Below are 22,454 nucleotides of genomic sequence, written 5' to 3'. Positions count from 1 at the left end.
GACAGCCATGTCCCAGACACCGCGCAGACTGCGCAGCCAGAAATGGTTCGACGATCCCTCGCACGCCGATATGACGGCGATCTACGTCGAGCGCTATCTCAACTACGGCCTGACGCGCCAGGAACTGCAATCGGGGCGGCCCATCATCGGCATCGCCCAGACCGGCAGCGACCTGGCGCCCTGCAACCGCCATCATCTGGCGCTGGCCGAACGCATCAAGGCCGGCATCCGGGACGCGGGCGGCATCCCCATGGAATTCCCGGTGCATCCGCTGGCCGAGCAAGGCCGCCGGCCCACCGCCGCGCTGGACCGGAACCTGGCTTACCTGGGCCTGGTGGAGATCCTGCATGGCTATCCGCTGGACGGCGTGGTCCTGACCACGGGCTGCGACAAGACCACCCCTGCCTGTCTCATGGCCGCGGCCACGGTGGACATCCCGGCCATCGTGCTCTCCGGTGGTCCCATGCTGGATGGCTGGCATGAAGGCCAGCGCGTGGGATCGGGCACCGTCATCTGGCACGCGCGCAACCTGATGGCCGCGGGCAAGCTGGACTACGAAGGCTTCATGACGCTGGCGACCGCCTCGTCGCCGTCGATCGGCCACTGCAACACCATGGGCACCGCCCTGTCCATGAACTCGCTGGCCGAAGCGCTGGGCATGTCCCTGCCCACCTGCGCCAGCATCCCCGCGCCATACCGCGAGCGCGGCCAGATGGCCTATGCCACCGGCATGCGCATCTGCGACATGGTGCGCGAAGACCTGCGTCCGTCCCACATCATGACCCGCCAGGCGTTCGAGAACGCCATCGTCGTCGCCTCGGCCCTGGGCGCGTCCACCAACTGCCCGCCCCACCTGATCGCCATGGCCCGCCACGCGGGCATCGACCTGAGCCTGGACGACTGGCAGCGGCTGGGCGAAGACGTGCCCTTGCTGGTCAATTGCGTGCCAGCGGGCGAACACCTCGGCGAAGGATTTCACCGCGCGGGCGGGGTGCCGGCCGTCTTGCATGAACTGCTGGCCGCCGGCCGCCTGCATCCGGACTGCCGGACCGTGTCCGGCAAGACCATCGGCGAGATCGCCGCCGCGTCCAAGACCCACAACGCCGACGTGATCCGTACTTGCGACGCGCCGCTCAAGCACCGCGCGGGCTTCATCGTGCTGTCGGGCAATTTCTTTGACAGCGCCATCATCAAAATGTCGGTCGTGGGCGAGGCATTCCGCCGCGCCTACCTGTCCGAACCCGGTTCGGAGAACGCATTCGAGGCGCGGGCCATCGTGTTCGAGGGACCGGAGGACTATCACGCCCGCATCGAGGACCCTGCCCTGAATATCGACGAGCACTGCATCCTGGTGATCCGCGGCGCCGGCACGGTCGGTTACCCAGGAAGTGCGGAAGTCGTGAACATGGCGCCCCCTTCGCACCTGCTCAAGCGCGGCATCGACTCGCTGCCCTGCATGGGAGACGGGCGCCAGAGCGGCACCTCAGCCAGTCCGTCGATCCTGAACATGTCGCCCGAAGCCGCGGTGGGCGGCGGATTGGCGCTGCTGCGAACGGGCGACAGGATCCGGGTCGATTTGAACCAGCGGTCGGTCACCTTGCTGGTGGACGAAGCGGAATTGGACAAGCGTCGCCAGGATCCGCCGTACGAAGCGCCGCCCTCGCAGACGCCCTGGCAGGAACTGTACCGGCAGACCGTGGGGCAGTTGTCGACGGGCGGCTGCCTGGAGGCTGCAACCCTTTACTTGAAGGTGGTGGAGACGCGCGGCGATCCGCGGCATTCGCATTGAAAGAGGACGCCGGGTCGGTCGACGGGCGCAGGCTACTCGCCTGGCCGCGTGCCGGCCGACCCGTCGATCTTCGGGCTCGGCCGGCTGACGACATACGCCGCGCTGGCCAGAAAGAAGATGCCCACGCCGATGGCGAGCGCCAACGAGGGATGCGCGCTCCAGTAAAACAGCACATAGCCCGCCGCCATCCCCACGCAAGCGTACGCCTTCCCCTTGCGCGACACGGCGCCCTGCTCGCGCCACGCGCGCAACGACGGCCCGTACGTCGGACTATCCAGCAGCCATTTCTCGAGCCGTGGCGACGAGCGGGAAAAGCAGGCCACTGCCAGGATCAGGAAGATCGTCGTCGGCATCACCGGCAGGAAGGCGCCGATGACGCCCAGGGCCAGCATCAGACAGCCCAGGCATAACCAAAGTGCTCTCATCATGATGGTGTGCAGGATATCGCAAATGCCCGGTCACGTTGCCGCCCCGCGCGGGCGCGGCGCTGGACTCACGACGAGGCAGGCTCCGGCATCCTGGCGCGCAGCATCCGCACGAAATCCGCGCTGGGGCTGCCCCCGGCGGCGCGCGACTTATGGACCATGGCCCACGCTTCGCCGAACTGGCCGCGCGAATAGTAGGCGGTCGCCCACGAGGCATACAGATAGCCCTTGTCCGGCTCCACGGCCTCACCTTTGCGATACCACTCGTCCGAACGCGCCGTGGCCGCAATGCGGGCCTCGGGCGGCAGCGTCTTGTCCTCCGCCGCGCAACGCGCCGCGATCCGGCCGGCATCCGCATAAAGGCCCCGAAACGTCGGCGGGTTCAAGCTCATTGCCCGATCCATCATGCTCATCGCCTGGCATACCTTGCGCTGGTCTTCGAGCAACGCCGCAAAGCCCGCATACACCTCGGGATTGTCCGGGTTCAGCAACCAGGCCTGATTGAAGCGCCGCATGGCCAGGCCAGACTGGTTTTCACGATGCAGGCGGTATCCCTGCTCAATCTTCGCCTGCGCGGCCGCGCTCGGAGATCCGAACATTTTCGTCGCCTCCACGGCCTGCTGCTCGTCGCCTGCCCGCAACGCGGCAGCCGCGCGGCGATCGCCGCCGGCATACATCGGCGCTTCCTCGGGACGCGCCTGCGCTGGCGCCGGTGCCTTGATTGCGCAGGCCGGCAGCCACAGCAAATGGGCCAGAAGTATCGCCTTCAGAGTGGAATGCATGGGCGGGCTTTGATGGGGGAAAGACGGAATATACCGGCAGTATGGGATGGGGTGCCGATGATGCCTGTTGGTTTGGCTGATAAGGGAGCAAACCGTAGCGCATTATCTTCGCGCCTCTGAAGCGGCATTTTTGTAATCAACCTGCATACCGCGAATCAGTTAGCCGCCACCGACGCGGCAAAATGGACGCGGCAAAAAATGCGCCACCCGATCCAGATACTGCGCGAAAATCGGGAAGAAATGCAAAAAGCCGCGAAGTCATATGACTTACGCGGCTTTTCAGGTCTGTGTCCGACTAGCTCTATCGAACACACCTTTGCAGGAATTTGGTAGGCGGTATTGGAATCGAACCAACGACCTCCACGATGTCAACGTGGCGCTCTAACCAGCTGAGCTAACCGCCTGCAAAGAAGAAGAATTATATAGTGCTTTTTTAAACTATGCAAATCGTCTTGGAAGATTTTTTGCATTTTTTATTGCGGGTTTTATGCGCTTTGGGGATTGGTTTAGCCTAGTTTGGCTAAAGTCTTTTCACCCTTGCACAACGCATTTGGAAGATTAATTCCGCATGCCTCGCAAGCCTGGCACTAATTCTAACTACTACTAACTACCCTTCAACTTCGTGTCTGCGTCATGTGCCGCAGCAACGAAGAACGAGATTCTATCAGAACTTTTTATTCCTTGCTCGACTTCAACGCCACTACTCACATCGATCGCCCAAGGACGCACCTTTTCGATCGCGGCGCCCACGTTCTCGGCGTTCAATCCGCCGGACAGGATCAAGGGACGCGAGACCGGATCGGCCCGCACGTCGTCGAGCAGCGCGTAATCGAACCCGTGTCCGCTCCCGCCGTAGCCCGCGCTGTAGCTGTCGAACAGCCAGCCCGCCGCCTCGCCGTACGCGCGACACGCGGAGGCCAGCGTGTCCGCCGTATCCAGGCCTGGCGCGCCGGCGCGGAAAGCCCGCAGGAAGCGATGGCCGTAGCGCGCGCAGTCCAGCGGCGATTCGTCGCCATGGAATTGCAGCAGGTCGGGGCCGACTTCGCCCTGCACGGTGCGAACAAGCTCGTCTTCGGCATTCACGAAAAGCGCGACGACATCGACGAATGCCGGCACCGCGCGGCGCAGTTGCGCGGCGCGGGTCGGCGTGAGGCAACGCTTGCTCTTCGGATAGAAGACGAAGCCGATCGCGTCCGCGCCGGCCGAGACGGCGGCGTCGATGTCTTCTTCGCGGGTCAGCCCGCAGATCTTGATGCGTGTACGCATGGCATTTTCAAGAGGAGTGTGGTCCCGCGGCGACTTGCCGGGGCCAGGGGATTATGTCCCGGGCGCTGGCGGGGCTAGGCGCCCTGCGCGCCCAGCGTGGCCACCATGTTGTCGAAGCTGCCCTCGGCCATGCGGGACCACGGGGCCTGCTTGTTGCGGAAAGCCAGCATGCTGTCGTAGAGCCGCTTGAACATCGGGTCTTTGGCGCTGAGCTCATTGTAAGCCGCCAGCGAGGCCTCGTAGCAGGCTTGCAGGACCGGCCTCGGGAACGCTTTCAGTTGCGCGCCCTGCGACACCAGCCGGCGCAGCGCGTCCGGATTGCCGGCATCGTACTGGGCGATCATGTTGCCAGTGGCCATGGCGCAGGCCAGCGACAGCGCGGACTGGAATGGCTTTGGTAATTCGTCGTACGCGGCCTTGTTCACGTAGAGCGACAATTGCTGGGTCCCCGCCCACCATCCCGGGAAATAGTAGTTGCGCGCCACCTTGTAAAGGGAAAGGCGCTCGTCGTCGTAGGGACCGATCCACGCCACTGCGTCCACGCGGCCTTCTTCCAGCGCGGCGTAGGCCTGTTCAACGGGTATGTCGACGGGCACGGCGCCCAGACGCGCCAGCACGTGGCGGGCAAAGCCGCCCGCGTGCACCTTGAGGCCGCGCAGGTCGTCGACCGTCTTGATCTCACCGCGAAACCACCCTCCCATCTGCGCGCCGGTTTGGCCGCAAGGGAAGTTCAGAATGCCGTATCTGCCGAACGCCTCGCGCGTGAGCGTCAGGCCTTCGCCCTGGTTCATCCACGCGTTCATCTGGCGGGTGTTCAGCCCGAACGGCACGCAGGCATCAAACGAAAGGGCCGGGTCGGTATCGAAATAGCGGGTGGACACCGTGTGGCCGCAGTCGACGTCGCGGCGCTGCACGGCTTGCAGGACTTGGTCGGGCCGCGGCGGTTTGCCGGCCGGCAGGATTTCGATGACGAAGCGCCCTTCCGTGACATCGGCCACGTAGCGGGCGACGTCTTCGGCGCCGGCAAAGAGCGTGGGCGACTCGTTCGGGAAGGTCGAGGCCAATCGCCAGGTCAGCCGGGGCGCCTCCGGCACGATGGCGGGCGCATCGGCGGCGGCGGGCGGGGCGTGCGGCACGGAGGCCGGCGCGTCTGGGACGGCGGGCGCGGCATCCTGCGCCGGGGGCAGCGCATCCTGCGCGACGCCGGACGCATCCTGGGCGACGGCCTTGCCCAACACGGCGCCGCCCGCGGCGGCCAAGGCGGTTTGCTTCAAAAACGCGCGGCGTTGCATGACGCATGCCTCCGATAAGGCGCGGGAATGCGCCGCCGGGGTGGCGGCGTCCCTCAGGATTGAGTAAAGGGCGACAACAGCGTGGCCCCGCCGTCGAGTTCCTGCAAGCCGAAGGCGTCGGGATAGTCGATGGCGGCCAGATACAGGCCATCGGGCGCGAACGTAGGCGCGCCCCGCCTGCGGTCACGCCAGGCCAGGAGCTGCGGCATCCAGTCGACCGATTCCCTGCCCTGCCCGATCTGCAGCAGCGCGCCCATGATGTTGCGCACCATGTGGTGCAGGAATGCATTCGCCTTCAGCGTGAAGACCAGGAATGGCCCGCGCTCCTCGATGTCCAGGCGATGCATGTGCCGCACCGGGTGCTTGGCCTGGCATTGCGACGACCGGAAGCTGGAAAAGTCGTGCTCGCCGATCAAGACCTTCGCCGCCTCGCGCATGGCGTCCACATCCAGCGGCTGGAAACACCAGCCGGCACGCCCTGCCCACAGCGCCGGACGAACCCGGCCACGCCAGAGCAGGTATACATAGGTGCGTGCGCGAGCGGAAAAACGCGCATGGAATTCGTCGGAGACTTCCTGGGCCCACTGCACCGAAATGCTGGGCGGCAAGAACGCGTTCACGCCGCGCACCCAGGATTCCGTTCTGCGGTTCAGCGTGGTGTCCAGATGGACCACCTGCATTGCCCCGTGCACACCGGTGTCGGTGCGGCCGGCGCAGATCGTGGGGACCGGCTCGGCGACGCCGCAGAAACTGGCCAGGGCGGACTCCAGCGAGTCCTGCACCGTCTGCCGGTGCGGCTGTGTCTGCCAACCCTGCCAGGCGGAGCCGTCATACGCCAGCCCCAATGCAACTCTAGACATGCTTCAAACCCGAGGACCGCCGACACGGCGCGGTTCGTCCGTGGGCGGTACGTCCAGGTCGAGATTGATGGTGTCGAGCCTGCGGTTCAGCGCTGCCGTGTCCAGCACCGGCTCGTTGTCGGTATAGCTATCCTCATCATCGTCGTCGCGCCGTGCGCCAGCCCGGCGCAACAGCCAGGCGATGGCGAAGGCGACAAGCGCCAGCACCGCGGTAACGATCACGAGCAGATTGTCGGCCAGCCAGCCGGGCATGCCCGTCTGAACGGTCTTGTCGGGGAGCGTGCCGACGGGCTTGTCGGATGCGGCGGGCGACGATCCGGCCGCGCCGGGGGTGCCTGCTGCGCCGGGGATGCCTGCTGTGCCGGGGGAGCCTGCTGTGCCCGGCGTGCCTACTGTGCCCGGCGTGCCTGCTGTGCCCGGCGTGCCTGCTGTGCCCGGCGTGCCTGCTGCGCCCGGCGTGCCTGCTGCGCCCGGCGTGCCTGCTGCGCCCGGCGTGCCTGCTGCGCCCGGCGTACCTGCTGCGCCCGGCGTACCTGCTGCGCCCGGCGTACCTGCTGCGCCCGGCGTACCTGCTGCGCCCGGCGTACCCGCTGCGCCCGGCGTGCCTGCTGCGCCCGGCGCGCCTGCTGCGCCCGGCGTGCCTGCCGTGCCCGGCGTGCCTGCTGCGCCCGGCGTGCCTGCCGTGCCCGGCGTGCCTGCCGTGCCCGGCGTGCCTGCCGTGCCCGGCGTGCCTGCTGCGCCCGAAGTACCTGCCGTGCCCGGTGCGCCTGCTGCGCCCGGCGTGCCTGCTGCGCCCGAAGTACCTGCCGTGCCCGGTGCGCCTGCCGCGCCCGGCGTCCCTGCCGTGCCCGGCGTGCCTGCTGCGCCCGAAGTACCTGCCGTGCCCGGTGCGCCTGCTGCGCCCGGTGCGCCTGCTGCGCCCGGCGTGCCTGCTGCGCCCGGTGCGCCTGCCGCGCCCGGCGTACCCGCTGCGCCTGCCACTCCCGCCGCTCCAGCAGCGCCCGTGGCACCCGCCCCGGCCGATTGCTGGGCGACGGCCTTGGTCAGGTCGTCGACGTTGCTTTGAAGTTGGTCCACGCGTCCGCGCGCGTCCGCCAGGGCGCGTTCGGACGAGGTCTTGGCATCAGCCTGCGCCTCGGCCTGGGCGGCGGCGCTGTCCTGCGCCTGGCCGGTGGACAGGCGCACACGGTCCTGCGCCGGCGCGGCGCTGGCCACGCCCGCGTCGGCCGGCGGAGCGACGGTGCCGGAGGCGGCGTCCTGTCCCTTGACGACCGATGGGTTCGCGCCTGCTGCCGCCCCAACGCGACCGCGGTACTTGGCGTAGGCCTCGGCATGTTCGTTGAAGATGCGGCGCGCTTCGGCCGGATCAATGGCGCGCACCGTGGCGGCATCTGGAATCTTGAGCGTCTGGCCGGCGCGCACCAGATTCATGTTGTTCTGGATGAAGGCCTGCGGATTGGCGCGCCACAATGCCACCAGCATCTGGTAGACCGACGCGTTGGGCACGGCATTGCGCTGGGCGATGGCGAAAAGGTAGTCGCCCGATTTCACCGTGACGGAGCCCGACGTCCCGCCAGCCCTGGCGGGCCCGCCCACGGCGGCGGGCGTGATGTCAGCGCCGGTGCCGCGCAGGGGCACCAGGATGCTGACCTGCACCTGCCGCTGGCCCGAACTGGAATTGATGTCGAGCAGCAGGTCGACAGCGCCGCTCGCCGGCGCCTGCACAGACCGCACCCGCAGATTCTTGCGCGTGGGATCCATGCCGTTCTCGACCCGGACCACCATGCTGGCCAACGGCACCGGCGGCTTGACGCCGGCGCGCTGCCACGCAGCTTCGTCCGCAATGGACACCTTGAGCGAGCTGATCTCTTCGGGCGTCAATTCCTGCAGGCCCACCAGCGCCTGCAGCGGCGCGCCGGGCACGGAAACGACGCGCGAATGCCCCACGCGCATGGCCAGCGCCGAACCGCAGACGCTTGAACCGATCGCCAGCGCAATTGCCCACTGAAGGGTCTTCAAACGGCGGGCATGCTTCACTTGGCGCGAACGCTGGGTCATAAGCTGGAATTCCGTTCTTGTAATCGAATTACGGGCTTAGGCCCATTCGCGCCATTTGCAGCGCAAAAAAAGGCCTCGATTCACCCGAAAAGTGTAATGGATCAAGCGCATTTCACAAACCTGAAAGGGGCATGCACCTTGGCCGGCGGGCACACGCGCCGCAAAAAACAAGGGCACCCGAAGGTGCCCTGATTGCTCTGGCGAAGGTCCGGGCAGCCCGAGGCGCCGCCCGGCCGGGCATCAGGCTTCGTTCAGCGCAATGCGCAGCATGCGGCGCAGCGGTTCGGCGGCGCCCCACAGGAGCTGGTCGCCGACCGTGAAGGCGCCCAGGTACTGCGAACCCATCGACAGCTTGCGCAGGCGTCCCACCGGGATGTCCAGCGTGCCGGTGACGGCGACCGGGGTGAGCGCCGAGACGGTGGCTTCCTTGGTGTTGGGAACGACCTTGGCCCACTGCGTGCCCTGCGCGATGAGGGCTTCGATTTCGTCGAGCGGCACGTCGCGCTTGAGTTTGATGGTCAGCGCCTGGCTGTGGCAGCGCATCGCGCCGATGCGCACGCACAGGCCATCGATCGGGGTGGCAGGCGTGCCGAAGGCGGCGCCGCGGCCCAGGATCTTGTTGGTCTCGACCTCGCCCTTCCATTCTTCCTTGGACATCCCGTCGCCCAGATCCTTGTCGATCCAGGGAATCAGGTTGCCGCCCAGCGGCACGCCAAAGTGCTCGTGGGGCAGCGCAGCGTCCTTCTGCTTGGCCAGCACGCCACGGTCGATTTCCAGGATGGCCGACGCGGGGTCGTCCAGCAGGGACTTGACCGACTGGTTGATCTCGCCGAACTGGGTCAGCAGTTCACGCATGTGCTGCGCGCCGCCGCCGGACGCGGCCTGGTACGTCATGGAGGTCATCCATTCGACCAGGTCGTTGTTGAAGAGGCCCGCCAGGCCCATCAGCATGCAGCTCACCGTGCAGTTGCCGCCGATGAAGTTGCGCACGCCGCGCTTGAGGGCCGCGTCGATCACCGGACGATTGACCGGATCCAGCACGATGATGGCGTCGTCGGCCATGCGCAGGGTGCTGGCCGCGTCGATCCAGATGCCGTTCCAGCCCGCGCCGCGCAGCTTGGGATAGACCTCGGAGGTGTAGTCCCCGCCTTGCGCCGTCACGATGATCGGCAGTTTTTTCAGAGCGTCGATGTTGTAGGCGTCTTGCAGCGGGCCCGCGCCGGTCGCCCAAGTGGGCGCCGCGCCGCCAGCGTTGCTGGTGGAGAAAAACACCGGTTCGATCAGTGCGAAGTCGTTCTCGTCGCGCATGCGTTGCATGAGCACCGAGCCGACCATACCGCGCCAGCCGACAAGGCCTACTGCTTGATTCATTTCAATCGCTCTTTAAATGGGGTGACAAGATGGGGGGGGAAATTCCGTGCAATTCAACAATTTATCAGAATGCACGCGGGGATGTTGCGATGCAGCTAGAAAAAAACGGGGCCAGGAAGCGGAAGGGGCCGCCCGGGCAGCCCCTTCCCTCTACCTATATATATCCATACAGATCTATATGGATGGCTGTGAAACCAGCTGGCACCCTGTCAGGCCAGCGCCTTGAGCACGGCGTCGCCCATGCCGGCGGTGCTGACCTTGGTCGTGCCGGGTTCGAAGATGTCAGCGGTGCGAAGACCGCGGGCCAGCACGCTGCGCACCGCCGCTTCGATGCGGTCGGCCTGCGGCGCGAGGTTCAGCGAATAGCGCAGCAGCATCGCGGCCGACAGGATCGTCGCGAGCGGGTTGGCGATGCCCTGCCCCGCGATATCCGGCGCCGAACCGTGGCTGGGTTCGTACAGGCCCTGGCCACCGGCGTTGAGCGACGCCGAAGGCAGCATGCCGATCGAGCCGGTCAGCATGGCCGCCTCGTCCGAGAGAATGTCGCCGAACAGGTTGCCGGTGACGATGACGTCGAACTGGCGCGGATTGCGCACGAGCTGCATGGCGGCGTTGTCGACATACATATGCGACAGCTCGACGTCCGGGTACTCGCGCGCCACCTCGATGACGATGTCGCGCCAGAACTGCGAGGTCTCGAGCACGTTGGCCTTGTCGACGCTGCACAGCTTCTTGTTGCGCTTACGGGCCGACTCGAAGCCGATGCGCGCAATGCGGCGCACTTCGGATTCGGCGTAGCGCATGGTGTCGTAGCCTTCGCGCTCGCCGGTGAACGCGCCGTCCGGCGACGAACGCACGCCGCGCGGCGTGCCGAAATAGATGTCGCCGGTGAGCTCGCGGATGATCAGGATGTCCAGGCCCGACACGATCTCGGGCTTGAGCGACGAGGCGCTTGCCAATTCCGGATACAGAATCGCCGGACGCAGGTTGGCGAACAGGCCCAGGGCCTTGCGCAGGCCCAGGATGGCCTGTTCCGGCCGGAATTCACGCGGCAGGCTGTCGTACTTCCAGTCGCCGACCGCGCCGAACAGCACGACGTGCGATTCCTTGGCGAGGTTCAGCGTGGCGGGCGGCAGGGGGTGTTCGAACTGGTCGAATGCCGCGCCGCCGACCGGCGCCTGCTTGATATCCAAGGGCACGTCCAGCGCCTTCAGGACGCGCACGGCCTGTTCGACGATTTCCGGGCCGATGCCGTCGCCGGGCAAGACTGCGATGTTGTGGGTCATTGAGAGCGTTCCTGTGGTCGATGGGTAGTGATCAGGCGACCGGGCGGCTTTCCAGCCACGGGTGGCGGGCCAGGCGCTCGGCTTCGAAGGCGCGGATCTTGTCGGCGTGGCGCAGCGTCAGGCCGATGTCGTCCAGGCCGTTGAGAAGGCAATACTTGCGGAAGGGCTCGATGTCAAAGCCCATGGCGCGGCCATCCGCGGCGATCACGACCTGGCGGTCGAGGTCGATGTTCAGCTTGTAGCCGGGGAAGGCCTTCACTTCGTCAAAGAGGCGCGCCACTTCCAGCTCGGACAGCACGATCGGCAAGAGGCCGTTCTTGAAGCTGTTGTTGAAAAAGATGTCGGCGTAGGACGGCGCGATGATGGCGCGAAAGCCGAACTGGGTCAGCGCCCACGGCGCGTGCTCGCGGCTGGAACCGCAACCGAAGTTCTTGCGGGCCAGCAGGATCGAGGCGCCCTGGTAGCGCGGCTGATTCAGCACGAAATCCGGGTTCAGCGGACGCTTGCTGTTGTCCATGCCCGGTTCGCCGTGGTCCAGGTAACGCAGCTCGTCGAACAGGTTGGGCCCGAAGCCCGTGCGCTGGATGGACTTGAGGAACTGCTTGGGGATGATGAGGTCCGTGTCGACGTTTTCGCGGTCGAGCGGCGCCACCAGGCCTTCGTGAGTGGTAAATGCTTGCATGTTGTTTACTCGATGCTTGACGCTTAACGGAACGTGCGGACGTCGACGAAATGGCCGGCGACAGCCGCGGCGGCGGCCATGGCCGGGCTGACCAGGTGCGTGCGGCCGCCCTGTCCCTGCCGTCCCTCGAAATTGCGGTTGGAAGTCGAAGCGCAGCGCTCGCCGGGTTCGAGGCGGTCGGCGTTCATGGCCAGGCACATCGAACAGCCCGGTTCACGCCATTCGAAGCCGGCTTCGATGAAAATCTTGTCCAGCCCTTCGCGCTCGGCCTGTTGCTTCACCAGGCCTGAGCCGGGCACCACCATCGCCTGCCGCACATTGGACGCCACGCGCTTGCCGCGCGCCACCACGGCCGCCGCCCGCAGGTCTTCGATGCGCGAATTCGTGCAGGACCCGATGAACACGCGGTCCACGCGGATGTCGGTCAGCGGCGTGTTGGGCTTCAGGCCCATGTATTCGAGCGCGCGCTCCATGCCGCTGCGGCGCACATCGTCCTTTTCACGGTCGGGGTCCGGCACGCGGGAATCGACCGGCAGCACCATTTCCGGCGACGTGCCCCAGGTCACCTGCGGCTTGATGTCGCGCGCATCGACTTGCACCACCGTGTCGAACTTGGCGCCTTCGTCGGTGTGCAGGGTGCGCCAGTACTTGACTGCCTGATCCCACACGATGCCCGTGGGGGCAAAGGGGCGGCCGCGGAAGTATTCGATGGTCTTGTCGTCGACCGCCACCATGCCCGAACGCGCGCCGGCTTCGATCGCCATGTTGCAGACGGTCATGCGGCCCTCGACGGACAGCGCGCGGATCGTACTGCCGGCGAACTCGATCGCGTGGCCCGTGCCGCCGGCCGTGCCGATGATGCCGATGATGTGCAGCACGACGTCCTTGGCGGTACAGCCGAAAGGCAGTTCGCCTTCGACCTTGATCAGCATGCTCTTGGCTTTCTTCATGAGCAGCGTCTGCGTCGCGAGCACGTGCTCGACCTCGGACGTGCCGATGCCGAAGGCCAGCGCGCCCAGCGCGCCGTGCGTGCTGGTGTGCGAGTCGCCACAGACCACCGTCATGCCCGGCAGGGTGGCGCCCTGCTCCGGCCCGATGACGTGCACGATGCCCTGGCGCAGGTCGTTCATGCGGAATTCGGTGATGCCGTACTTGCCGCAGTTGGCGTCCAGCGTGTCGACCTGCAGGCGCGAGATCGGATCGTCGATGCCCTGGGCGCGATTCAGCGTGGGCACGTTGTGGTCGGCCACCGCCAGATTGGCGCCGGTGCGCCACGGCTTGCGGCCGGCCAGCGTCAGCCCCTCGAACGCCTGCGGGCTGGTGACCTCGTGCAGCAGGTGGCGGTCGATATAGAGCAGACAGGTGCCGTCTGATTCCTGGTGGACGATGTGGGCGTCCCAGAGTTTGTCGTAAAGGGTTTGGGCCATGGATGCGCTCTGCAAATAGACAATCCGGCTCGAGCCTCGCGCGAGGGTAAAAGGCTACCCTGCCGCGCCGGCTGCTGCGGCATGAGGGAATTATGCCCAGCCCCCAAACCTAGTACAAGCACACCTGATATACCAGTACTACAACTACCACGCTGCCGGTCGTTACAGGGCAATCACGGGCGTTGTATCGACTTATTACATAACAGGGCCCACGACCCAGCAAATATCCGGTTCGATACAAATTGGTAAACAAAATAGATACAGAACTCTCAAATAGATATAATCGACATTCGCTTTGGAGACGTACCCATCGAAATAATACGTAATAATCCGTATTAATAGAAATAATATATTTTCGATTAAGCGGCGTTCGTGCAAATTCAACGAAGTTAGTAGATGTTGCGCGACAATCACATCATGGACCGCCAGCAATAACCATCAAGAATTGACAAATCTTGACTCGCCAAAACTGACATTTGCATACAACATGGCGGCCATTCAATCTCAACTTGACTCGCGAATAATCACTATGGCTTCGTTTTTGCTTAAAAGCACGACCTCGGTCCTTGCCCTTGCATTCGTTCCTGCCGCATTTGCACAGTCCGCCACGCCCGCCGCTACTGAGCCGGCCGGGCAATCGCAAGTGACGTTGAATCAAATCGTCGAGCAGACGCTGCTCAGCAACCCTGAAATCCAGGCCAAGTACCACGACTTCCAGGCTTCGCTCGAAGGCCAGGCCGTCGCCCGCGCCGCCTACTTTCCGCAGATCAACGCGCAGGGCTACGTGGGGCGCGAATGGCGCAACAACGTGCCCGGCGTCGGATCGCAAAGCTGGAACCGCCCGGGCTGGACCGTCGAACTGCGCCAACTGATTTTCGACGGCTTCCGCACCACGAATGACGTCAAGCAGGCCGGCTTTGACAAGCTGGCGCGCTTCTACGACGTGCTGGCCACCAGCGACACCACCGCCTTCTCCGCCGTGCAGGCCTACATCGACCTGCAACGCTACCGCGACATGGAGCTGCTTGCCCGCCAGAATTACTCCCTGCATGAGCAGACCCTCAAGCAGATCGGCGAGCGCACGGAATCCGGCGTGGGCCGGCGCGTCGACCTGGAACAGGCAGGCGGCCGCCTTTCGCTGGCGCAGACGAACCTGATGACCGAGACGGCCAACCTGCTGGACGTGCAGCAGCGCTTCCAGCGCGTGACCGGCGCCTTCCCGCCCGAATCGATGCAGCCGCCGCCCGACATCAGCGACAAGCTGCCGAAGAATCCCGGCAACTTCAATGATTCGCTGCGCCGCAATCCCAGCTTCCTGTCCAAGCAGGCGGGCCTGCAGGCCGCCCAGGCCGGCGTTCAGTCGTCCAAGGGCGCGTTCTCGCCGAAATTCGAGTTCGTGGCCAGCACGGGACGCGACCAGAACGACCCCACGCCCGAGAACCGCGACATCCAGAGTTCCAGCGTGCAGGTCGTGATGAGCTACAACCTGTACCGCGGCGGCGCGGACTCCGCGCGCGTGCGCCAGACCGCCGCCCAGTCCTACGCCGCCCGCGACATCCGCGACTACACCTGCCGCAACGTGCAGCAGGACCTGGCCGTGGCCTGGAACAACATCGTCAGCCTGAACCAGAAGCTGCCCTTCCTGCGCGACCACGAAGTGGCCACCACGAAGGTGCGCGACGCCTACGTGCAGCAGTTCCAGATCGGCCAGCGCTCGCTGCTGGACCTGCTGGACACGGAAAACGAACTGTTCGAATCGCGCCGCGCGCTGACCAATGCCATTTATGATCTGCGCCTTGCGCAGTACCGCTGGCTGGCGTTGTCCCACACCCTGCTGCCGGCGCTGTCGCTGCAACCCGCGCGCAATGAAATGCCCGAGGAGAACGGCAAGCTGGAAGTGTCGGACGAAGTGATCAAGCTGTGCAATTCGACCGTTCCGGACGCCGCCCGCCTGCAGCCCGTGCGCGTGCACTACAACGAAGGCACGCTGCCCCCCACGTTCGTGCCGATGAACGCGCCTGCCGCCAGACCCTGACTGGCGCAATGCGCAAGGAGGCCCAATGGCAACCCAGGGCAATGATTTCTCGCAGTTGGACGCGGACTTTGTCCGCGTCCTGGAAGACTTGATCGACGCGTTGATCGCCAACGGCACCTTGCGCATGACGGATCTGCCCATCCAGGCCCAGCAAAAGCTCACCCAGCGCAAGCAGCAGCGTGCGCGCCTCTCGGAACATCTGGACCTCTTGGATGACGAAGATGGACAAGTTATCTGAATTGGCAGCCCGGGAATGGCGCGCCGACGCGCGCGCCGCGCATGACGATCCCCTGCTGGATTGCCTGGTGGAAATCACCCGCCTGCACGGCGTCGCGGCCACCGCGCAAGCCCTGTCGGCAGGCCTGCCCCTGGAAGAGCACCGCCTGACGCCGGCCCTGCTGCCGCGCGCCGCCGCGCGCGCGCAACTGTCGGCGCGCGTGGTCAAGCGCACGCTGGAAGACATATCGCAGGACCTGCTGCCCGCCATCCTGTTGCTCAAGGGCGAACGCGCCTGCCTGCTGCTCAAGAAGGACGGCGGCAAGTACGTGGTCAGCCACCCCGAACTGGGGGGCAGCGCCATTGAAATGAGCCCGGCCGAACTGGCCGCGCAGTACACCGGCCTGGTCTGCCTGATCCGCCCGCAATTCCGCTTTGACGCCCGGTCGCCGGAAGTCGCCAAGGTGCGCGAACGCCACTGGTTCTGGGCGGCCATCATGGAGAACCGCCGGCTTTACCGCGACGCGCTCGTCGCGGCATTGCTGATCAACCTGTTCGCCATGGCGATGCCGCTCTTCACCATGAACGTGTACGACCGCGTGGTGCCGAACAACGCCGTCGAAACGCTGTGGGTGCTGGCCATCGGCATCACGCTGGTGGTGATCTTCAACATGATCCTGAGCACGGCGCGTTCCCACGTGGTGGACAGCGCCAGCAAGCGCGTGGACGTGCGCCTGTCCGCGCAGATCATGGAACGCGTGCTGGACCTGCGCCTGGAAGGCCGTCCGGTCTCGGTCGGCTCCTTCGCGGCCAACCTGCGCTCGTTCGAATCCATCCGCGATTTCATTGCGTCGGCCACCATCACCACGCTGGTCGACCTGCCCTTCATCCTGCTGTTCCTGGGCGCGCTGGCCTGGATTTCTCCCTGGATGATCCTGCCGCCGCTGGTCGGCATCGTGCTGATCCTGCTGGTGTCGCTGGCGGCGCAGGCGCGCATGGAGGCGTTGACCATGGCCTCGTTCCAGGCGTCGTCGCAGCGCAATGCCACGCTGGTCGAGGCGTTGACCGGGCTGGAAGCCGTCAAGACGCTCAACGCCCAGGGCGCGATCCAGCGCAACTGGGAGCGCGCCACGGAATTCATCGCGCAGACCGGCGGCAAGCTCAAGCTGATCTCGTCGTCCACCGTGGGCTTTGTCCAGGCCGTCCAGCAGCTCGTGTCGATCGCCGTCGTGATCATCGGCGTGTACCTGGCGCAGGAATCGGCCCTGTCCATGGGCGGCATCATCGCCGCGTCCATGATTGCCGGCCGCTGCCTGGCGCCGCTGGGCCAGGTCGCGGGGCTGCTCATGCAGTACCAGAACGCGCGCACGTCGCTGGGCTCGATCGACAACTACATGAAACTGCCGGTCGAGCGCCCGGCCGAGGCCGAATTCCTGCACCGTCCCGTGTTTCACGGCGGCCTGGAGTTCCGCGACGTGACCTTCGTCTATCCCGGCAGCACCCAGCCCGTGCTCAAGAAGGTGTCGTTCAAGCTCAAGCCCGGTGAAAAGGTCGGCATCATCGGCCGCATCGGGTCGGGCAAGACGACGCTGGAAAAGCTGGCGCTGGCCCTGTATCAGCCCACGGAAGGGGCCGTGCTGCTGGACGGCGTGGACGTGCGCCAGATCGACCCGGCCGACGTGCGCCGGGCCATCGGCCACGTGCCCCAGGATCCCCTGCTCTTCTACGGCAGCCTCAAGCACAACCTGGCGATGGGCGCGCCATACGCCGACGACGCCAGCATCCTGGCCGCCGCCAACCTGGCCGGCGTGACCGAATTCGCCAACCTGCATCCCAATGGCTTTGACATGATCATCGGCGAGCGCGGCGAATCGCTGTCCGGCGGTCAACGCCAGTCGGTGGCGGTGGCGCGCGCGCTGATCAACGATCCGCCGATCCTGCTGCTCGACGAGCCCAGCAGCAACATGGACCACCAGAGCGAGGCCCAATTGCGCAAGCGCCTGGGCCAAGCCAGCGCCACCAAGACGATCCTGCTGGTCACGCACCGCACCGCGCTGCTCGAACTGGTGGACCGGCTCATCGTGATCGACAACGGCCATATCGTGGCCGACGGTCCGAAGGAACAGGTTGTCGAGGCCCTGCGTCAGGGACGCGTCGGACGCGGGAGCTGAAAGCCATGCTGAACAATCCTGGAGCCCCCAAGCACGGTTTCTTTGGCAGCCTGCTGCGCGCGCCGCGAGACATCTTCGTGTTCTTCTTCAACCGCATCCTGGACGGCGCGGAAAAAGGCAAACCCGCGCAACGGTCCGACTACATCGGCAATGCCGAATGGATCATCCACGAGTCGCGGGCCCGCGGTTCGCGCATCCTGCTCTGGACGTCGCTGCTCGCCACGATCGGGCTGCTCGTCTGGGCGGCGCTGGGCAGCATCGACGAAGTGGTCCGCGGCGAAGGCAAGGTCGTGCCGTCCCGGCAGGTGCAGATCATCCAGAGCCTGGACGGCGGCATCGTCGAGGAAATCCTGGTGCGCCCCGGCCAGGAGGTCGAGGCGGGGGAAGTCCTGCTGAGAATCGACTCCACGCGGTTTGCCTCGTCGCTGGGCGAGAACAACGCGGAATACCTGTCGCTGCTGGCCAAGGCGGCCCGCCTGAAGGCGCTGGCCACGGGCGACCCCTTTGTCGCGCCCGAGGAAGTGCTCAAGCAGGCGCCCGGACTGGCGGAGATGGAACGCAACGCCTGGCAGGCGCGCAACACGGAACTCAACGCGACCGTCAACGTCGCCCGCGAACAACTCAAGCAGCGCCAGGAAGACCTGCGCGAAACCATCGCCAAGCGAGACCAGGCCTCGGCAAGCTGCGGGCTGACCTCGCGCGAACTGCAGGTGACGCGGCCCCTGCTCAAAAGCGGCGCGGTGTCCGAAGTCGATCTGCTGCGCCTGCAGCGCGACGTGGCCCGGTATTGCGGCGAGCAGAAAGGCGCCGAGGCGCAGATCGACCGCTTCCAGGCGTCGATCAAGGAAGCGGAAAGCAAGATCCAGGAAACCGAGCTGAACATCCGCAACCAGGCCCGCAGCGAACTGTCCGAAACCAACACCAAGCTCGCCACGCTGCGCGAGGGCAAGGCGGCGCTGGTCGACCGCGTCAAACTGGCCGAAGTGCGCGCCCCGGTGCGCGGCACCATCAAGACCTTGTTCAACAACACGGTCGGCGGCGTGGTGCAGCCCGGCAAGGACATCATCGAGATCGTTCCCAAGGACGACACCCTGCTGCTCGAAGTGCGCATCCAGCCGCGCGACATCGGCTTCCTGCATGCGGACCAGGAGGCGGAGGTGAAATTCACCGCCTACGATTTCGCCATCTACGGCGGCCTGAAAGGCCGGGTGGAACAGATCGGCGCGGACACCGTGACCGATGAGAAAGGCAATTCCTACTACGTCGTGCGGGTGCGCACGGACCGCAGCACGGTAGGCGACAAGCTGTTGCCCATCATCCCCGGGATGGTGGCGGAGGTTCATATCCTGACAGGCAAGCGCACGGTGCTCCAGTACCTGCTCAAGCCCATTCTGCGGGCCAAGGCGAACGCCTTTACCGAACGTTAATGGAGAGCTTCAAGGCCTTATGAAACCCACTCCCGTCCTGTTGATTACGCACGACGATCTGCTGTGGCAGCACTGGCGCGCCCTGGACCCGGCGCGCTGGATGGCCGCCCGCGGGCGAGGCCTGGCCGATCTGCAACGCTGGCGAGAGCAAGGCCGCGCGTTGGCGGTGCTGGACGCCGACGTGCCCAAGCTGCCCTCCTGGCACGATCCTTCGTGGACGCCCGCGCTGGCCGGCCTGCAGGTCGTGGTCGCCAGCGCCAGCCCCAACGACGAACAAGGCACGCAGGCGCTGGGCGCCGGCGCCCACGGCTACTGCCACAGCTACGCGCAGCCCGCCGCGCTGGCGCAGGCCCTGGAGGTCGTCGCCTCGGGCGGCATCTGGATGGGCCGGTCCCTGGTGTCCCGGCTGCTCAAGCTGGTCACCGAGCGTGCGCAGGACGCGTATGCCTGGGACGCAGGCCGGCTGACCGAGCGCGAAATCACCGTCGCGCGCTACGCCGCCAGCGGCCAGGCCAATGCGCAGATCGCCGAAGCGCTGGGCATCACCGAGCGCACTGTCAAGGCGCACCTGTCGGCCGTTTTCGACAAGCTCGGCGTCACCGACCGGCTGCAGCTCGCCCTGCTGGTGCACGGCATTTCCGCGCCCGCCGAAGCACGCACCAAAATCACTGCGTAAAACTGTCCTCGAGGACAATATCCGCCGTCGCCGGCGCCTCGTAGTATCTGGCCATCTTGGATAACTCCCTGAAACGGAACCCACATGGCCAACTCCTCTCCCGCAGTCGTCAACGAAATCTCCGGTCGCGCCTGGATTCGCAATAGCGACGGTTCTCTGACCGAACTGCATCAAGGCAGCAAGGTCCCCGCCGGCAGCGACATCGTCACGGCGTCGGGCGGCACGGTTTCGCTTCAGGTTGAAAACGGCATGCCCATCGTCATCGGCGAGGGCCGTGAAGTGGCGCTGAACAGCGACATGACCGGCCCCCTGGCCGATCCGACGGAAGCCGCGGTCGCGCCGCCTTCGGGCACGGATTCCGATCGCCTGCTGGCCGCCCTGCAAGCGGGCCGCGACCCGTTTGAAGTCCTGGATCCGACGGCCGCCGTCGTGGCCGGCGGCGGTGAAGCCGGCGGCAGCAGCTTTGTCCGCCTGGCGCGCATCCTGGAAACCACCAGCCCGCTGGACCTGGCTTATCCGAACCCGGCGCGCGCCGATGACACGCTGCCCCGCGTGTCGGGCGCCGCGGCGACCGACGACGACGGCGATGCCGCCGCCGTGCAAACGCCGGGCAACACCCCTCCCGTCGCGCAGAACGACACCGTCGCCACCCGCCAGGACAATTCGATCAGCGGCAACCTTCTTGCCAACGACGCGGACGCCGATGGCGACGCGCTGACGCTGGTTTCCGTCAATGGCCGCGCGATGACCAGCGCGGGAATTACCGTTCCTGGTTCAAACGGCGGGACTTTCACGGTGTTCCCCGACGGATCGTACGTCTTTAACCCCAATGGCGAATACAAGGCGCTGGGAGAAGGCGAGACGGTCGTCTCCACCATTTCTTACACGATTACCGATCCGTCGGGCGCCACGTCGACGGCGACGGTCGCCGTCACCGTCACTGGCGAACTCGACGTGCCGACGATTGCCGTTTCGGATGCCGGCACCGTGAACGAAGGCGGCACCGCCACGTTCAACATCAGCTTGGGCAATACGATCGATCTGGATCGTGAAACCACCGTCACGCTCAAAATCGGTGGTCAGGTCGAGCCTCAGGACGTCGGTTTGCCTGTCGTCACCATCGGTGGCGTCGCCGTCGCTGTGACGGCCAACGCTGATGGCACGTACAGCTTCCAACTTCCGGCCGGTGTCACGAACGGCATCGTGGTGACGCTGCCCACCACCGACGACAGCACCTTCGAAGGTCGCGAAACGCTGACGCTGGAAGCAACGCTCAGCGGTCAGGCCGCCAACGGCGCTCAATTGCCGTCCGGCATTTCCGACACGGGCAGCGCCACGATTGTCGATACGGAAAGCACCGATCCGTCCAACCCGAACCCGGGCGCGGACGTGCCCGCCCTGACCGTCTCCGACGCCGGGGATGTCAACGAGGGCAGCAACGCCGTCTTCAATGTCGCGCTGACCAAGCCGGTCGACGCCGACACGACCCTGACCTTCACGCTGGGCGGCCAGATCGAAGCCGGCGACGTGGGTACACCCACCGTCATGATCGGCGGCACCCCAGCCGTCGTTACCGCCAATGCGGACGGCTCGTACAGCGTCACCGTGCCCGCCGGCACCACGGGCGGCATCGTCGTCACGGTCCCGACGACCGATGACACGGTGTTCGAAGGCCGTGAGCAACTGACCCTCGAAGCCACGCTGACAGGCAATTCCGCCAGCGGCGTTGCCTTGCCGGGCAACATCACCGACAGCGGTAGCGCCACGATTGTCGATACCGAAAGCACTGACCCGTCCAACCCGAACCCGGGCGCGGACGTGCCCGCCCTGACCGTCTCCGACGCAGGCGATGTCAACGAAGGCAGCGACGCGGTCTTCAACGTCGCGCTGACCAAGTCCGTCGACGCCGACACGACGCTGACCTTCACGCTGGGCGGTCAGATCAAATCGGACGATGTGGGTACGCCCGCCGTCATGATTGGCGGCACCCCTGCCGTCGTTACCGCCAACGCGGACGGCTCGTACAGCATCACCGTGCCCGCCGGCACCACGGGCGGCATCGTCGTCACGGTCCCGACGACCGATGACACGGTGTTCGAAGGCCGTGAGCAACTGACGTTGGAAGCTACGCTGACCGGCAATTCCGCCAGCGGCGTTGCCTTGCCGGGCAATATCACCGACAGCGGCAGCGCCACGATTGTCGATACCGAGAGCACCGACCCGTCCAACCCGAACCCGGGCGCGGATGTGCCCGTCCTCACCGTCTCGGACGCGGGCGATGTCAATGAGGGCAACGAAGCAGTGTTCAATGTGGCGCTGACCAAGCCGGTCGACGCCGACACCACCCTGACCTTCACGCTGGGCGGTCAAATCGAAGCAGGCGACGTGGGCACGCCCACCGTCATGATCGGCGGCACGCCTGCCACGGTCACGGCCAATCCGGATGGCACGTACAGCGTCACCGTGCCTGCCGGCACCACGGGCGGCATCGTCGTCACGGTCCCGACGACTGACGACACGGTGTTCGAAGGCCGTGAGAACCTGACCCTCGAAGCCACGCTGACCGGCAATTCCGCCAGCGGGACTGCCCTCCCGAGCAACATCACCGACAGCGGCAGCGCCACGATTGTCGATACGGAAAGCACTGACCCGTCCAACCCGAACCCGGGCGCCGACGTGCCCGCCCTGACC

The 22,454-nt window shown here is 65.8% G+C and carries 16 protein-coding genes, 1 tRNA gene and 1 pseudogene; 7 read left to right on the top strand and 11 right to left on the bottom strand.

The features are described from left to right. The first annotated feature begins 7 nt into the window (after window positions 1-7). Complete coding sequence (locus BMW75_RS23570; protein WP_092582106.1) at window positions 8-1,789, top strand: IlvD/Edd family dehydratase; 1,782 nt, start codon at window positions 8-10, stop codon at window positions 1,787-1,789. Window positions 1,790-1,821: 32 nt separating this feature from the next. Here the strand turns inward: BMW75_RS23570 and BMW75_RS23565 are convergent, their stop codons facing one another. The 11 genes and pseudogenes from BMW75_RS23565 to leuC all read right to left on the bottom strand — a co-directional run bounded on the left by BMW75_RS23565 (window position 1,822) and on the right by leuC (window position 13,238). Then, window positions 1,822-2,217 carry a YbaN family protein gene (locus BMW75_RS23565; RefSeq protein WP_092582105.1) on the bottom strand — a complete coding sequence of 132 codons (396 nt, stop codon included), beginning with the start codon at window positions 2,215-2,217 and terminating at the stop codon, window positions 1,822-1,824. Window positions 2,218-2,282: 65 nt separating this feature from the next. Next, on the bottom strand, window positions 2,283-2,996 hold the full coding sequence (locus BMW75_RS23560; RefSeq protein ID WP_092582104.1) for a tetratricopeptide repeat protein: 714 nt from the start codon (window positions 2,994-2,996) through the stop codon (window positions 2,283-2,285). 327 nt (window positions 2,997-3,323) lie between these two features. Beyond that, a tRNA-Val gene (locus BMW75_RS23555) sits at window positions 3,324-3,400 on the bottom strand. A 199-nt stretch (window positions 3,401-3,599) separates the two neighbouring features. Beyond that, window positions 3,600-4,268: pseudogene (locus tag BMW75_RS23550) on the bottom strand (phosphoribosylanthranilate isomerase); the annotation flags it as partial. 68 nt (window positions 4,269-4,336) lie between these two features. Then, a complete protein-coding gene (locus BMW75_RS23545) occupies window positions 4,337-5,554 on the bottom strand; it encodes a TRAP transporter substrate-binding protein (RefSeq protein ID WP_092582102.1) in 1,218 nt (405 codons plus the stop codon). Between the two features lie 53 nt (window positions 5,555-5,607). Further along, window positions 5,608-6,414 carry a tRNA pseudouridine(38-40) synthase TruA gene (gene truA / locus BMW75_RS23540; RefSeq protein WP_092582101.1) on the bottom strand — a complete coding sequence of 269 codons (807 nt, stop codon included), beginning with the start codon at window positions 6,412-6,414 and terminating at the stop codon, window positions 5,608-5,610. Window positions 6,415-6,417: 3 nt separating this feature from the next. Next, complete coding sequence (locus BMW75_RS23535) at window positions 6,418-8,472, bottom strand: type IV pilus assembly protein FimV (RefSeq protein ID WP_092582100.1); 2,055 nt, start codon at window positions 8,470-8,472, stop codon at window positions 6,418-6,420. A gap of 240 nt (window positions 8,473-8,712) precedes the next feature. After that, window positions 8,713-9,843: an aspartate-semialdehyde dehydrogenase gene (asd, locus tag BMW75_RS23530; protein ID WP_092582099.1), complete on the bottom strand. Its 1,131-nt coding sequence runs from the start codon at window positions 9,841-9,843 to the stop codon at window positions 8,713-8,715. A gap of 209 nt (window positions 9,844-10,052) precedes the next feature. Beyond that, window positions 10,053-11,129, bottom strand: coding sequence for a 3-isopropylmalate dehydrogenase (gene leuB, locus BMW75_RS23525; protein WP_092582098.1), 1,077 nt, complete (start codon window positions 11,127-11,129; stop codon window positions 10,053-10,055). A 31-nt stretch (window positions 11,130-11,160) separates the two neighbouring features. Beyond that, window positions 11,161-11,811 (bottom strand): 3-isopropylmalate dehydratase small subunit, encoded by a 651-nt coding sequence (gene leuD / locus BMW75_RS23520; RefSeq protein WP_076521676.1) that lies wholly within the window; start codon window positions 11,809-11,811, stop codon window positions 11,161-11,163. Between the two features lie 23 nt (window positions 11,812-11,834). After that, window positions 11,835-13,238, bottom strand: a complete 1,404-nt coding sequence (gene leuC, locus BMW75_RS23515; protein WP_092582097.1) for a 3-isopropylmalate dehydratase large subunit — start codon at window positions 13,236-13,238, stop codon at window positions 11,835-11,837. Between the two features lie 529 nt (window positions 13,239-13,767). Between leuC and BMW75_RS23510 the strand changes: the two genes are divergently transcribed. The 6 genes from BMW75_RS23510 to BMW75_RS29280 form a co-directional block, all read left to right on the top strand. Next, entirely contained in the window at window positions 13,768-15,273 is a 1,506-nt protein-coding gene (locus tag BMW75_RS23510; RefSeq protein ID WP_092582096.1) for a TolC family outer membrane protein, read from the top strand. Window positions 15,274-15,298: 25 nt separating this feature from the next. Further along, window positions 15,299-15,511 (top strand): hypothetical protein, encoded by a 213-nt coding sequence (locus BMW75_RS23505; protein WP_076521679.1) that lies wholly within the window; start codon window positions 15,299-15,301, stop codon window positions 15,509-15,511. Continuing rightward, window positions 15,495-17,660 carry a type I secretion system permease/ATPase gene (locus BMW75_RS23500; RefSeq protein WP_371467541.1) on the top strand — a complete coding sequence of 722 codons (2,166 nt, stop codon included), beginning with the start codon at window positions 15,495-15,497 and terminating at the stop codon, window positions 17,658-17,660. Before BMW75_RS23505 ends, BMW75_RS23500 begins: the two co-directional genes overlap by 17 nt. A 5-nt stretch (window positions 17,661-17,665) precedes the next feature. Then, window positions 17,666-19,087 carry an HlyD family type I secretion periplasmic adaptor subunit gene (locus BMW75_RS23495; RefSeq protein WP_092582094.1) on the top strand — a complete coding sequence of 474 codons (1,422 nt, stop codon included), beginning with the start codon at window positions 17,666-17,668 and terminating at the stop codon, window positions 19,085-19,087. 19 nt (window positions 19,088-19,106) lie between these two features. Then, entirely contained in the window at window positions 19,107-19,763 is a 657-nt protein-coding gene (locus BMW75_RS23490) for a helix-turn-helix transcriptional regulator (RefSeq protein ID WP_092582093.1), read from the top strand. 84 nt (window positions 19,764-19,847) lie between these two features. After that, window positions 19,848-22,454: retention module-containing protein (locus BMW75_RS29280; RefSeq protein ID WP_139208591.1), on the top strand; the 2,607-nt coding region annotated here is incomplete at its 3' end.

The sequence above is a fragment of the Achromobacter sp. NFACC18-2 genome, from assembly GCF_900108985.1.
In the GTDB taxonomy this organism is placed as follows: Bacteria; Pseudomonadota; Gammaproteobacteria; order Burkholderiales; family Burkholderiaceae_B; genus Achromobacter.
Note: the sequence above shows the minus strand (reverse complement) of the source record. Positions and strands in the feature narration are given on the sequence as shown.